The organism is Pseudomonas sp. 910_23, assembly GCF_052850795.1.
Genome location: NZ_VXCZ01000007.1, coordinates 1 through 13963 on the forward strand (window position 1 = coordinate 1; position 13963 = coordinate 13963).

Annotated in this window: 13 protein-coding genes and 2 pseudogenes; 4 read left to right on the forward strand and 11 right to left on the reverse strand. The window is 51.6% G+C overall.

All coding sequences use genetic code 11. The features are described from left to right. Positions 1-1163, forward strand: a pseudogene (locus FW800_RS10140) (hypothetical protein); the annotation flags it as partial. A 193-nt stretch (positions 1164-1356) separates the two neighbouring features. Here FW800_RS10140 and FW800_RS10145 read toward each other — a convergent pair. Both FW800_RS10145 and tnpB read right to left on the reverse strand, forming a co-directional pair. Next, positions 1357-1503, reverse strand: coding sequence for a hypothetical protein (locus tag FW800_RS10145; protein ID WP_446437526.1), 147 nt, complete (start codon positions 1501-1503; stop codon positions 1357-1359). Further along, positions 1491-1655 (reverse strand): annotated as a pseudogene (gene tnpB / locus FW800_RS10150) (IS66 family insertion sequence element accessory protein TnpB); the annotation flags it as partial. The gene FW800_RS10145 and the pseudogene tnpB, both read right to left, overlap by 13 nt. A gap of 380 nt (positions 1656-2035) precedes the next feature. On the opposite strand from tnpB, the gene FW800_RS10155 reads away from it, so the two are divergent. The 3 genes from FW800_RS10155 (at position 2036) to FW800_RS10165 (ending at position 6328) form a co-directional block, all read left to right on the forward strand. Continuing rightward, positions 2036-3319: a DUF5623 domain-containing protein gene (locus FW800_RS10155; RefSeq protein ID WP_446437527.1), complete on the forward strand. Its 1284-nt coding sequence runs from the start codon at positions 2036-2038 to the stop codon at positions 3317-3319. A gap of 505 nt (positions 3320-3824) precedes the next feature. After that, positions 3825-5036, forward strand: a complete 1212-nt coding sequence (locus FW800_RS10160) for an RES family NAD+ phosphorylase (RefSeq protein ID WP_446437528.1) — start codon at positions 3825-3827, stop codon at positions 5034-5036. Positions 5037-5104: 68 nt separating this feature from the next. After that, complete coding sequence (locus FW800_RS10165; RefSeq protein WP_446437529.1) at positions 5105-6328, forward strand: hypothetical protein; 1224 nt, start codon at positions 5105-5107, stop codon at positions 6326-6328. On the opposite strand, the gene FW800_RS10170 is transcribed toward FW800_RS10165, so the two are convergent. The 9 genes from FW800_RS10170 to FW800_RS10210 are packed head-to-tail and all read right to left on the reverse strand — an operon-like array spanning position 6329 to position 13919. After that, the gene (locus FW800_RS10170) at positions 6329-9103 is read right to left on the reverse strand and encodes a conjugative transfer ATPase (RefSeq protein ID WP_446437530.1); all 2775 of its coding nucleotides are present in this window, start codon (positions 9101-9103) and stop codon (positions 6329-6331) included. After that, positions 9103-9522: a TIGR03751 family conjugal transfer lipoprotein gene (locus tag FW800_RS10175; protein WP_446437531.1), complete on the reverse strand. Its 420-nt coding sequence runs from the start codon at positions 9520-9522 to the stop codon at positions 9103-9105. The genes FW800_RS10170 and FW800_RS10175 overlap by 1 nt, the downstream gene beginning before the upstream one ends. Further along, complete coding sequence (locus tag FW800_RS10180) at positions 9503-10984, reverse strand: TIGR03752 family integrating conjugative element protein (protein ID WP_446437532.1); 1482 nt, start codon at positions 10982-10984, stop codon at positions 9503-9505. The genes FW800_RS10175 and FW800_RS10180 overlap by 20 nt, the downstream gene beginning before the upstream one ends. After that, on the reverse strand, positions 10974-11861 hold the full coding sequence (locus FW800_RS10185) for a TIGR03749 family integrating conjugative element protein (RefSeq protein ID WP_446437533.1): 888 nt from the start codon (positions 11859-11861) through the stop codon (positions 10974-10976). Before FW800_RS10185 ends, FW800_RS10180 begins: the two co-directional genes overlap by 11 nt. Positions 11862-11875: 14 nt before the next feature. After that, positions 11876-12532 carry a PFL_4703 family integrating conjugative element protein gene (locus tag FW800_RS10190; protein WP_446437534.1) on the reverse strand — a complete coding sequence of 219 codons (657 nt, stop codon included), beginning with the start codon at positions 12530-12532 and terminating at the stop codon, positions 11876-11878. Next, complete coding sequence (locus FW800_RS10195; RefSeq protein ID WP_446437535.1) at positions 12529-12930, reverse strand: TIGR03750 family conjugal transfer protein; 402 nt, start codon at positions 12928-12930, stop codon at positions 12529-12531. The genes FW800_RS10190 and FW800_RS10195 overlap by 4 nt, the downstream gene beginning before the upstream one ends. 12 nt (positions 12931-12942) lie before the next feature. Next, positions 12943-13305 carry a TIGR03745 family integrating conjugative element membrane protein gene (locus FW800_RS10200; protein WP_446437536.1) on the reverse strand — a complete coding sequence of 121 codons (363 nt, stop codon included), beginning with the start codon at positions 13303-13305 and terminating at the stop codon, positions 12943-12945. A gap of 39 nt (positions 13306-13344) precedes the next feature. Beyond that, complete coding sequence (locus FW800_RS10205) at positions 13345-13578, reverse strand: TIGR03758 family integrating conjugative element protein (protein WP_274355166.1); 234 nt, start codon at positions 13576-13578, stop codon at positions 13345-13347. Positions 13579-13580: 2 nt separating this feature from the next. After that, the gene (locus FW800_RS10210; RefSeq protein WP_446437537.1) at positions 13581-13919 is read right to left on the reverse strand and encodes an integrative conjugative element protein, RAQPRD family; all 339 of its coding nucleotides are present in this window, start codon (positions 13917-13919) and stop codon (positions 13581-13583) included. Positions 13920-13963 lie beyond the last annotated feature (44 nt).

Consider the following 13963-nt stretch of genomic DNA (forward strand, 5'->3'; position numbering starts at 1 on the left):
GGGGTAGACGTTGGCATACTCGTTTTTGGACGCACGCAGCCCCCGTAGTATTGGCCCTCCCTGATGAGAAATTAGGTGAGATCGCTCATAGCGTTTCCAACTGGTTGGAAGTCCTTTCCGAGAAGACCACGATCACGGATGAGGATCAGCTCTACGCATTGTGCCGACGTCTACTGGATCTGCCATCTGTATCAGATGCTGAACCAGAGGACGATTCCTCTAATGCTCGCCCCGTTACTGAAGCCATCAACCATCCCGTCGGAATGGTCACTCAAGTTCTCATCAATCATTGGTACCGGCAGTCCCCTAGCGATAATGAAGGGCTACCACCAGCACTGTCAGACTTCTTCATGGAGCTGACGGATACGAATATCCAGCGCTACCGTAATGGTCGAGTGATCCTAGGGTCGCACCTGATCTCGCTCTACCGAGTAGACAAGGATTGGACAGAGCTCTGTCTTCTCCCTCTGTTGAATTGGGAGCGAGATGCGTTCGAAGCAAAGGGCATCTGGGAAGGGTTTCTGTGGTCGCCGCGGCTCTACCAACCGCTGCTAGCCGCCTTTAAATCTGAACTCTTACAAACTGCACATCACTACGAGGAGTTGGGAGAACACAAGCAACAATTTGCCGCTTTCTTAACTTTTGTAGCAATAGGACCAGTTGAAAGCTTCTCCGTCAAAGAACTTCGCACAGCCATTGCGGCGCTGCCTGTCGATGGGCTGGAGGAGTCGGCACAGGCACTCTCACAAGCGCTGGAAGGCGCAGCGGATCAACGGGAAGAAAATTGGTCGAACCGTATACAGCCGTTCTGGGAGAAGGTATGGCCAAAAAATTTGGAGCTGAAAACTGAGAGAATCGCCGATTCTCTCGCTCAGTTGGCATTGGCCGCCGGGAAAAAATTCCCTGTAGCCTTAAAGGCCATTTTCGATTGGTTGATGCCATTGGAATTCTCTTATTCCGTGATGCAAGGCTTGGCGGACTCAGGTCATTGCAGTCTTTATCCGGAGGACTCGCTAGCACTTCTCGAGGCTGTTACCGGAAAGCATCCCGTCTTCCCTGAAGAGCTCCGACAATGCTTGAACTCGATCGTGCTGTCAGAACCGGCGCTCAGGGACACCCCTCGGTACAGGAGGCTCGACGAAATTTTACAGCGGGGAGGGTAGCCTCTGACAGGCGAGTGGTGCATTCAATTTCAGGCAGCTTTCAGGCGTTCTTCGAAGTGATCTCAGCTAGCCTGGACGATTAATCTGAATGCCGAATGCACCGTCGTTCTAGTGTGGTGTTTCAGGACTACCAATGAAAATTTGAGCTCTCCTCTTTAGATATTTACTCATCATGGACTGCTAATGGCAGCTGTTAAATCAGTGCGATCGAGCCTCCCCAACCTGCGCGTTGCCATGGCAGATCCTGCACCAACACCTGAAGTTGCTCAGGATCCAGCTCCATCTCAGAACCATGGCGAATACCAGGCCAGTAGAATTTACCTAGATTCAACCGGCGCACCTCCAGCCATATTTCGAGCTTTCAAGCACCAGCACTTTCATGCGGTTAGCACGGCGGTTGGCAAAGAGATAAGCACAGTGCGGATTCGCTGCACCGAACACCATAACTACTCGAGCCATTGCCATTTCGGTGCCGGCGCGCATGTCCAGGGGCGGTGTGGCGAGCTATCTGGAATCGATACGGATGATTGGGCCAGGCCGCGAATAAAACATTCACAGCCGTACGGACCCGAGATTGTTCATTTCACTCTGATGGATTTATCGCCTGGAGGCAGTCAGATGATCACCATCTCTTCTGTTGCGCGCCTTGGTGCTGTTTTCGCGGCAGGGTTGCGGGTGATGGCACGTGACGCCGTACTTGCACTACGCATTTCAGACTGATAGATTCTGGCTGGCGAACGGTAGGCGCACCTCACCCGTCAGTGAAAGCTGGAAACGGCACTACCTGTAGTATCTTTATGCTGAAGGCCATGATTTTTCTAGGCCCAAAGTGGCGTAGGCGGGTGACGTTGCGAAATGGGCGGAGAAAAACCATGAGCACTACCCTCGACGTAAGTCCGTCTACTATTGACGGGATTAAGCGTAAGGCCAAATCTATAGGCCGCAAAACCCAAGTCCCTCACTTGATGGCTCTGGACATTGCAGCTCAGCAGTCCGGCTATGACAATTTTCACCACGCTAGGAGAGCGCTGCAGCGTGGTCTAGACGGCCCACCTCTTCATAGCATCTTCATCTCGGCTTACTGGCGAGATACCTCTACGAAACCAGCTTCTGCTGGTCTTGAAGTTATTGAAATCAGGCTGCCAAGACCTTTGATGCTTTTTTTGACCAAGCATCAATGCAGCTACGCCCGTAATCTTCAGGGCTTCTTTGTCGAGTACTCTGATCATCTCGAGCTGCGAGTCAACACCGACACCCAAGATCGTGCGAAGGAACGTTTGATAAAGGCCGCAATAGCGTTGCAATTTATCGAAGCTACAGGATTGAGGCCGGTCACAAATCAGATTCAGCGATCGGCTATGAAAAAAGCGAATGAGCTGCCTTCTACTGATCACGCTTCGAAATGGGTTTCTGAGGTGGCAGGGAGTTGGCTTGTACTGGACGAGCCTTATAAACATGTAACTGAGGGACCAGATCTGGCGAGGCGCGAGGCATGGGTTGCAGCAAGTAATCTCCACTGGGCCAGGTTAGATTGGAATGGTCTATATAATCCTGGAGAGGCCGTGCCTCATGTGCTTTCCAACGATGCTAACCTCCTTAGCAGAGTGGTTGGGGCGGTCGAGAGATTGTCAGACAGTGCTCTGAAGGTAGCAGGTCAATGGTGCTTTCATACTGATAGCTATTATGGTCAGTATGTGAGCCCCGCTCGGAAGGGGGAAGGTAAAAAAAGGAAGCCACGGCCCGGTACCACGTATCGATCCAGCACAAATGCGGTCGAGTTCCAGTGGCGGCCGGGGTACCCAACTCGCCAGCGGCCATCACAAGAAATGAGTATGAAAAACCATAGAGCGTTGGGTAACGCTTTGCAGCGGTTACACGTTTCTAACATTCCCCAAAGCGCAAACCAAAAGCTTATGCGAGTTCAATCTGAGCTTGAAGATTGGATGTATGCAGAATATACAAATGAAAAGCGCAAGAAAGTGGATCTGAACGCTTACTATGGAGGGGAGGGGGTTGAGAAGTATGCCAGTGTTGCCAATATGCTAAAGGCTATCGATCGGATACGCTCTATTTTGACATCGAGCTATCCAGACTGTAAGCCTTTAAGAGATCAGCTCAAGCACCTAAATTCGGCACGTGCCTATTTCGGCAATTGAACTGAGGAAGGACTGAACTGTTCTGGCAGGGGGCCGATTCTCATGTTTTTTTGATAATCGGCCATAACAGTGAAAGGCTAAAATTTAAAGGTTTAGATCTTTTGCGACGCCTATACCTTCAACGCTGAAACGTCAGGGTAATAATTTTGAGTTATTTGTAGGTATGTGGCTATTGTTGTTGGCTAATGCCACAAGATAGTCTCTCACTTCCGCAAGATATGTTTGAGGGGGGTGCTCGTAGCTTTGTTAAAGAGAGATCGGTCAAGGCGAGAGTAACGTGCTTTCGATGTAAGTTGGGCAGGCCTATCTCGCTAGTTGGTGCAGCGCTAGAAAGTGGTTGTCATAGGCGCTATCCGCGTGTGCTATAAATTAAGATTGATGCAGATTTTATAATTGAGACTTAAGAATTTCTATATCTCGAATGACGTTTGTCAGGTATTGCAAAAAACCTTGCTACACTCTTTTTGAAGAATATGAAATTTTGTTTCCTTTGTTGGAGGAGATTATGAGAGATATATTTTGTGCTTTTTTAGAAGCGGAAAAAATAGAAGCTACATATATCTGCATGGAATGCTTAGCCGACGAGTGGTTGAGGAATAAAGCTGCGTCTCTGATGGAGCCACGAGCGTGTGCTATTTGCGGTAGTTTTGTTGATAAGGCCCAAACCCCATCCAAAATCGCGAGCATTATTCGAGAGCCGCTTCAAAAGCACTTCATCGTCGACTACGGTCTCCATCCAGGGTATGAGATGAGCTTGAGCGAGGTTATTCAAAAAACTATAGGATGTCCTTCAGTAGAGATTTGTAATTCTATAGCCCAAAAGCTAGTTATCCTCGATGCGGATGATGAGGAATTTTACGCTGAAGGACAGGAGTATAGTAGAGCACCCAGTCCATTTGAGTCTGAAGATCATTGTCGTTGGTATGTTGAAGGTGACTGGAAGGCAATGTCTATTCAACTTATTCATGGACAGCGATTTTTCAATGATGGTGTTAAAACCTTTTTTGAATCGCTTATTTCTGAAGCTCTCTGGTCTAACAAGGGAAAGGAGGAGGGTAAACCTTCTGCAATCAAAAAGCTTCCTGTAGAAAGCGTGTTTTATCGCGCTCGTATTGCTAAAAATTTGTCCGACGTACACCGTTTTCGGGCCGATCCTGATGTTGAGTTAGGTGCTCCACCTAAAGATCATGCAGCGAACAATAGAATGAGTGCTGCAGGTATCCCGCTAATCTATTTATCAGGCGACCCCGAGACTTGCATAGCAGAAGTGAGACCATCTATTGGTGATGAAGTTGTACTGGCGAAATTTACGTCAACAGAAGAACTTCTCTTTTTCGACTTCACAGCTTTGGAACTCCTTGAGCATGACCCGATAAGTCTCTTCAGTCCCAAGTATGAGGACAGAGTGCAGCGCAGATTACTTCTGACATATTTGCATGATTTGATCGCTCGCCCCATTAGAAAAGGGGATACGGATTATGTTATGACCCAAGCTCTTGCTGAATACATTCGATTTTCTCATCATGATTTTGACGGGATCGCATTTCGTTCTGTCCAACGCAGCGGAGGTGGGATTAACTATGTGCTCTTCGATAAGGGATCGGTGGAAAAAATGCATAACCCTGATTGGAGGCCACAGTTTAATCTAATCACTTCCGTACAGTCTGTTTCCGTGCATAAAGTGACAGGTGTCGTTTATCATTGTGATTCAGTATAATGCTAAATTGGGCGATAAAGCTGACTTTGGATAAAATTAGTTTAGATGTTTATCAAAAAGGTTGAAGTATGTCCGTCGAAAAGCAGTTGCGTAAGCCAATTCTCATTTATCTTGATAGCAGCGATTATTCTGTTCTGAGTAAACCTAACCTTGTTGAGTCAGAGCTGCAACAGCTTACTGCACTCAGGGCGCTTAAACGAAGCGGGGATGCAATTTTTGTATTCTCTGCTGCACATATCTCGGAAATGTCTCCCCTGGATAAAAAATATGCTATGGCCGCTGTGGAGCGTACAAATCTTCTGGTCGAGCTCTGTGATCGCAACGCCCTGATCTCGTTTGATCGAATTATGAAAGCTGAACTCACTTGCTTGGTCACTCAAAGTCAAGAGCTAGTGGATGTTCATGATAGTAATGGAGGGTGGTTTCCCGAGATGGGTTCACTTATTAGTCCCCTCGAAGAAATAGATTTTGCAGGTGCATTAAAGAGCGAAATGGACATGCATACAATGAATCGAAATATGAGGCGAGTGTTAAAGGCGGGTATGACAAATAAGCGCGGTTTGTTTCGCAGTGATTTAGAGAAGCGTTACGGCCCTGCAGATTACAGTGAGCTGAACCGGAAAATACCTATGCGATCTCAAGACTTTACAGTGATTAAAAACTATATTCTTGGCCGTGCATCTCGTACTCAGGCAGATAGGGCCTTTTTGGAATCTTTGCGCGATCCTCATTATATGGCTCAATGGTTTATTCAGTATCACGAACAGTTAGGTGCTATCGGAGAATGGGTGAGACGTCCAGCTAGAAATTTACTTGAGAGCTGCGAAATAACTCTCACCAACCTACGTGCATATTTGTCAGACTTGTCTGGCGAGGAGCATAGCGAAGCGAGGAGCGTATTAAGTGGTGCACGCTGGTCGGAGTTAAAAAGTCAGGGGGTAATTGATATTGTAAACCGCTTACTTTCCTTGACGTTGCCTGAAGCACCTCCGTGTAATAACGTCGCGGTTATTGAGAAATATTGCCCCGGTATTTACGTTTGCATCAATGCTTTCTATGACTCTCTTCAAAATTCTTTCACGGAACGTCCTCGGAAAGTGAAGTCAAGCGATTTCGTGGATATAATTCATGCATTATACATTCCTTATGTCTCTTATTTTAGGGCAGACAAATATATGTGTAGCGTTTTGCAACCACTTGCCCAGCCTTTCGGGACCCAAGTTGTAGCTTCGCCCGCGCAACTGATCTCCGTCATGGGTGTTAAAGGTGAGATTCAGGGCAAACAGGTTTAGTCACGGAAACCCACGTTTCTGATCAATATCCTTCGCGACAAATATCGCAGCGTCCAACTCACTGATTCCGTGCGTTGTCATCAGCCTAAATCGCTCAGCCTTCTCCTCCGGCTCCGTCATGGCCATCGCCAAGTACAAACTGGGCGGCACGGTCCTGAAGAGGACTTCAGTGGATTTGGACAGGATGACGCCCTCCGTAAATTTCCCTGACTCCTTGCGCGAAGACAGCATCAGTTTTTTCTGAGCGTCGTTCAACTCGCGAAACCGGGCAATTTTGTTGACCTCATCCGGAGGCATATTCAAGCAAACCCACCATTCGATCATATTCAGCATTGGCTCTGCGGCCTTGGGTAGGTCCTCAATGTTCTGAGTAACGAACCAGAACCAGGCACCTAGCTTTCTCCACATTTTGATGATCTTCAGCGCGTAGGAGCAGAGCAATGGGTTCTTTGCGATGATGTGCCCTTCATCAGTCACGTTGATTATCGGCCTGCCAAGCATCTGATCGCGCTCAGCGATGTTGTTTACGGTATTGATCAGCGAGATATAGGCGATGGACAGTTGGGCGTTGTAACCCTCGCGAGCGTAGGTGGCGAGGTCAATAATAGTGATGTCCGCTTCCGGCCACGGAGTTCCCTCGCTGTTGAATAGCTCCCCATCAGCCCCTAGGCAAAACATGTCCATCGCATCTGCCATTTCGAGCATGCGTATGCGGCGTTGCTCCGGCAGGCTTATGTCGCTACCCAACGCTCTTAGAGCGTCCCGGACGTCTTGAGTCAGGACCGTTCTGTTCTGTTCAGAACAAGCTATAGCAGCATTGATGATGCACTGACGAATCATGCTGCGATCTGCGCGGGTTAAACGCTGTTCTTCTTTTTCCTCGCCACCGGTGATCATCAGGCGTGCAGTAATTTCCAACTCGCCCAGAACGTCTCGCTCATCGTCTTCGGTATGCTCAGTGTCATCCAGCGCTTCAGAGTCGACGGTTTTAACTCTTGAGGGGGAATCGATGAGGCGATGAGCATCGGCGAAGGGAGCAAGACTCACCCCCGAGCCGGGTGCCAGCTTGACCCGATTGACCGTTAGGCCCTGGCGTTTTGCGAATTCTGCAAATAATCCAAAGCTATTGCCGGCCTCTACAATGAAAAGGCGTGGCCTATAAATTGCCGTGACCTGATTGAGCATGTTGTTCAAGGTGGCTGACTTACCAGCGCCGGTGGGGCCGAACAGAAACAGGTGGGCATTCATTTGCCGATCAAGGCTGTTGAGGGGGTCAATGGTGATGGTGCCGCCCCCGCGGTTGAAGAAGGTAATGCCTGGATGCCCGGTACCCTCGCTACGGCCCCACACGGGCGCCAGGTTAGCTAGGTGCTGTGCGAACATCAGTTGGGTGTACCAGTCGCTATTGCGCATTCTTGAATTGAACACACAGGGTAGCCAACGCAGGTAGCTGTTCAACGGTGCTACTTCGTGCTCTTCGCGCACTGGCTGAAGGCCCGCGTTGAGCATCACGTTGTGGAGCTGCAGGGTGCGCTCATCTAATTGCTCGATGTCCTTTCCTCGCAAATAGAAGGCTACGGCACCTCGGTAAAGTTTATGCGCGCTACCAATGTGCGAGCGGGCCCGTTGCACGTCTTCCCGGGTTTGTTCGGACGCCAAGGTATCGCCAACAGACTTGCTGGCTAGATGGTTGAGGTGCGCCTCAAGCATGTCCTGTGGGGTGATCACCAGTGTGATACACAAGATGGTGTCTTCAGGCATCTGATCGAAGAGGGCGTTGGTGGCGTCGCCGCCTCTGGAGGTCTCGCCTGTCAGATGCCCCGTCGCGGGTGGAGATCGAAGACGATCCAATACAACGACACGATGCGGCATTTCATCCAGGTACCAGAGTCCTTGTTGAGCGGCGGAGCGTGGTTGATCAAAGAACAGGCGCTGCGCAAAGTCAGTTCCGCTGGCAAGCTCCAAGTCATCGCTGAATTCATTCTCAGACAATGCCGCCAATTGGTAAAAAGCCTTCCGCGCTTTTGCCGTATCGCCTAACAGGCGAGGGTTGGGGTTAAACCATCTCAGTAGCCAATTGTGAATGCTCGCGCCACACATGCGGCCCGACTTCACCCCAGCATTATTGAGTCCAGCGACTAGGCGATCGCAGATGCTGTTGAGTGCTTGCTCGCTGGATTGGCACCGTCGGTTGGGAGTGCGCTGACTACGGCGATACACCACCATTCGCACCTTGCGTGTCTGTCCTCGCCAGGGGAGCTTGGTCACCGCAGTGTCTTCAAATAAGCCACCTGGTTTGGAGATGGCTTGCAGGTGCTGTTCGAACAATTGGAGGTAATGTTCAGTGAAGACGGTGCCCTGCGCACGCGGCTGGATATACGCTTTCAGCTTTTGCATGTAGTCATCCCAGTCGGTTTCGTCCTGGGCATAGAGCTGAACGATCCATGGCTGATCCTCGAGCTCATCAAAGCTGTCCTGCAATGCGTTCTCCAATGCATCCCTGACGGTTTTCAGCCAGCTTGCTTCACGGCCTTCGGTACCGACGGGCGTTAGCTCATAGAAAGCAGCAACGGATTCTCCGTCCTCAAGCAACAGGCACTGAGAATCAGGTAGAAACTCCACCCATGGCAGAAAATCGACAAAGCTTGGGGCTTTTGCGTACAGAGCTTGTTCATCGGCATGTGTGCTGTGCGATCTGTCACCAGGACCGGGCACCTGCCGCGCTGTATGCCTTTCAGCGCGTGTTTGCGATGGGGCTTTGTGAATGTACTCCATCAGTATTCCTCCGTGCGTTCACCCGGCATGGCGTACTGCACTCGCTGATAGAACGGGAATACGGTGCTGTAGCCGGGCACAGGGACAGGGTCAGAGCCCGCTAGATGGGGAAAGACGTACATCACGAGGTCTGGATTGGGTAGACGTTTGAATTGACTGTAGATCTCGTTCTGGGCGGTGCGGGTATAGGCGTTCAGATCCTTGTTTGCTTCGTTCAGGGAGCGTTTCAACTTTGAGCGTGCGTGCTGCAACTGTTTGTCTACAGAGTTATGCGTCACTGAGACGGCGTTGGCATTCCATATATCCAGCATGGTGTGTTGGCCGTGGGGCAGCAGTTCATCCTTGTGGGTGGAACACCCTGCGGCGGTTAAGTCTCCGACCAGCACTAGCCATCCGACATTAATCGAGCGTGGATACATGCGCACCTCCAGAAGCGTGCCGTACTTTTCGGCCCATGGGTTCGTAGTCAATTTCGAGTTGTCGATCCAAATGCACGGAAACCTGGGCTCCCGGCTCTACATAGATCGCTGCGAAGGCTTGACCGTAGAGTTTGTTAACCCATTCACCGATATCTTTCACGCCACTGGAGAGGATGGTGTTTACCGCGTCAGTGCCCGCGGCACCTGCGCCTACTGGTGTACCACTGGCATTGAATACCGTGCTGGAGTTTGGTTTTCCCGAGTCAAACAACTTAGCAATGCCGGCGCCGGCAGAGGTGATCAAACTCTTGGTGCCCAGATACTGCTCGGCATTCGAGCGTCTTGCCCCTGAAATGCACGGAATCCCGTAGGGATCACTGAGCCAGCCGATTCCGCCTTGGATTTTGTCGAGCTGAGAACTGCTGGCTTGGCCCGCGCTTTGCCGATTAGTCATCTTTTGAGGAGTGGGTAGGGTTCGGATTCGGCCGTCATTGAACACAAACGTCATGCTGGCGATTTGTCCCCGTACGCATGAGAGTGTCCAATCACCCGCGGCCGTCCCGCTGAGCACGGCGCCTGCGACGTCCGGCAGATCAATCCCATTGGCGGTGAGATTGTCAGGACCAATGAGGACTTTGAAGGGATAGGGGTCATTAACGACGCCGTCTACCGGCACGCGGCCGATCAGTGCCGTCATGCCGATGGAGCCAGTGAGTGTGCTGTTCTCAGGTAAGGTATAGACGGCTTTTGCGGAGTCCTTTTCGTCGGTCGTCCTGATGTTTCGCCCAACCGTTCCGGTGCTGATTTTCAACTCCCGTTGAGCTCGGTTAATTTCATCGCTGAACGCTTCCGGGAAGTTGAAACCCGTGGCGGTTTTTTTGGAGCCAGAGGGTAGCGGCTTACCTTGTGCGTCGATCGCTGTTGCATCGACTGGATCAATCCACATCAGATCAGATCCTCTCTTGGAAAAATGCTCGCCATCCCCAGGCTGAAGTCCCAGGCCAATGGGCAGGTCGGCGTTACGATGATTTAGAAAATCAGTTGATAGGCGCTGTTTCAGCTCCTCGAAAAGACTTTGTGTTTCTTGCTCGTTCAGACGACGAGGGGCTTCGGATTGAGTCTTGTCTAACTCAACGTTCAACGCTTGCCGGATCCGCAGGTCAATCTCGCTATCTCGCTGGCGTAGGCGAGCGTTTTCTTCCTGTTGTTGCTTATTTTCAGAGATGAGTGTTTTCAGCTCATTACGCATGGCCTTGGTCTGAGCAACGAGGGTGGCCACCGTGTCGTGAGGTGTGTCGCCCTCAATCCCCAGCTGTTTCATTTCATCTTTAGATAACTGTGGTTCGTTGGTTTGAACTGACGGGGTAGGGGATTCTTTGTTTGAGCAGGCTTTGAAAACACCGAAAACCACGAGGAGTATCAGTACCAGGACGAGCCACTTGAGCAGGCCGTTACTCTGCATGAGCGCCTCCGCTGAGGGATTTCAGATTGGAGCTGGTATCTATCCGACTGATAGCAGGTGTTATCGCCTGATTCAGATTTTTGCCCCGGGTTACCAGGTAGGCGACTGTGGTATCCGTAGCCAGCCCAGAAGGCCCCAGGTAATGGTGTTGAAAGGTCGCACTGACGAGGTCGGCCTGCAGTACGCGTGGATCTAGATTGAGGCTGTCACTTGAGGTATTACGCAGTTCAACGGCCGTCACATAATGATCGTCCAGCTGCCAAGCTCCGAGTAACGATGGGACAACTGGTTGCATGGGGAGCAGGTGGTCGAGGTTTATTTCACGTTGAATGTTGATTTGAACGACGCCAGGGAGGGACTCGAGGGTGCGAAGAGGCGCGTAAAGGTTCTGCGCAGCGTAGCGGGTGAGAACAACAGGTAGCGGTGTTTGGTGGTGACTTGACGGTGTTTGCTCATGCTCGTCGTTAGACGATTCGACGGCTTGAGCAGACGTGGTTGAGTCATCGCCGGAGCGTGAGGGGGCCGGAGTCGCTTTTACGATTTTCACGGGTTCAAGGGGCAATTGGTCTTCAGCCGTAGAAGCGGTGACGTCGATCAGTATGATTTCGCCAGTACGTACATCTTGCAGTTGCAGGCGGGTGGGTGCGATCGGCGCTGATGCCCGTAAGTACAAGGTGCCCCCTGCACTCTGGATACGCAAACTGTCGGCAAGCGCGCGCGGCACGCCCACTCTGACGTTTTGGTCGATAAAGATAATGCGCTCTTGGTCAACATGCAGAGGCACGGCAAGCGGTAACCGCTCCCACTGCATAATTTCGACAGCGTGAGCGACCGCACAGCCCAGCCAGAGTGGCAAGACGAAACGTAGACAACGCATACAAGCCTCCATGCTTATTTGAGTGTTTTGGCGGTGGAAGAGGTGGGAGATGAGATGCGTTGTGGGAGGGAGTCGAAACAGTCCAGGGCCAGGCCGAACGGGTTCTTTTCTGGATCGATGTCCTGGCGCACCACCTTCAATGGATAGCGTACAAAGGCTTGTTTGACCCGTTCAGATCCATAGAACTCCTCTGTCGCCAGGTCCAGGTTGACCAGCCAATGATCACGCCCTTGCACCTGGACACGCAGTTCAGGGTGGTCGCCATAACCGCGAGCGGGGATCTCATAAACACTGCGCGTACGGCTGCGTAGCTCACTCGCGTTTTGGCGTTTCTGAAAATCGCTTTCCAGTTCAGCTTTGCAGCTAGGCGTTAAATAGGCGCTGAGCGTGTGGATCAGGCGGGGGTAGTCTTTTTCGCCATCTGCCGGCCAGCGATTGAGCTGTTGGAAGATGTAGAAGCTGAAGGTGTAAACCGACTCGGGGGGAATCTCCCACCATTTGCGTGTGCTCCCCGAGCGTAAGTCAGGCGGGTTGTGGATGGTTAGGTTTCTTGGTGAATCCCACCAGCCCACTCCCATCATTACGGCGATCCCGAATATCAAACCGCAGCCGGTACGCAGGGTTTTGATATGAGATTCAAGCCGAACTACTTCATTCCTGAAGCGACTCATAGGCGATGACTCCTGCGAGTGCTCCATCGACAGGAGCGCGTCACCAGGTCTGCGCCGCCGGTCCATGCGGTGAGTAACGGCCAACGCATGGCGATGGTCCATTGGACTTGCCGATAGAGCCACGTCGCGGGTTTGCCGCGTTTATAGCGGCGCAGCAGTTTTCCACTGATAAACAGTCCCAGCCCGATGCAGAGCATCATCACTGTCGGCGCCATTGCGATGCTTTGAAAAAGCAACGCAATGGCAACTCCAAGTCCAAAGCCGGTTATCCCAGTACACGCCACAGTCACCCACATCTCATCTGCTGTAAGTCCCAATACGATGACGGGCTGACGGTTCAGGCGTGTTGGCAGGAAACGCAGTGTGCCGTCGGGAAGGCAGTGGTCTAGATCGTTCATTGCTCACTCACCTCAGAGCACGCCAGTGCCTTTGGTCAGCAGCCAGATGATGATCACCAGGAGGAGGGCACCGACGCCGCAGGTGAGACCGAATTGGCCCCAGGTCTTCTTGCCGCTTTGTACTTCCGAGTAAGAGCCGTACGCGTGGTAAGCAACGCCGCAAAACGCAGCGGCGGCAATCGCTAACGCAATGAGCCCAACGATATCGAAACCATGATTTTGTAAAGTTTGGATGATGCCGTTCCCTTCACCACGGCTTGGAGTTTCCATTTGAGGCAGTGCTGCATGCGTACCGGAGGATATGACGGCACAGAGGGTGAGGGCATAGAGCGAAAGGCGGTGAGTGAGGTTTTTGAACAGTGAGCGAGCATGCATGGTTGCCTCCAATGGCGATGGTTGAATATTGAGGCTGCGTCAGTGCAGCAACAGGAACGTGAGCAGGATGTAAATGAGGGTTACTTTCATGGTTAAGCCGACGAACTTGGCCTGTGAGATCTGGCCGGTGGCCCAGCCTCTGTAGCCGCTGCTGAGTGCCCAGGCGGCAAACACCAACGCACTGGCGAGTACCAAGCCGATGAAGAAGGTTGTGCTCTGCTGCGGCGTGAAGCCGCCCATGGCCTGGAACGCTGTGAGCTGTTGTGGGCTCATGCTCATGGCTGACGTTGGCCCGACCGCGTGTAATGCCCAGTTAACTCGGGTGGATGTCGAGGTTGAGCGCGGGAAGGCGTGAGGTAGCCGCTGATGCCCTGGCGGATCAGATCGAGGTCTGCTGATAGGCGAGCATAGTCAAAGGTGTATCGGGCTTGGGTATCGATGACGGCATTCGTACTGGCCGACGATAGACGATCTATCGCATCAAGCTGACGAAGGATGAGGGTGAGCAATTGATGTTCATCGCTCGCTGGCGCTGCAAGCGTCATAGGCACCGTGAAGCACGCTAAAAGCGCAACCGTACCGAGAGTTGTGTAGGGTGAGGGCATTGAGGCCATCCATGCGCAGAAGGTTTTTCTGAGTGTCTCGCATGGGATTTTCT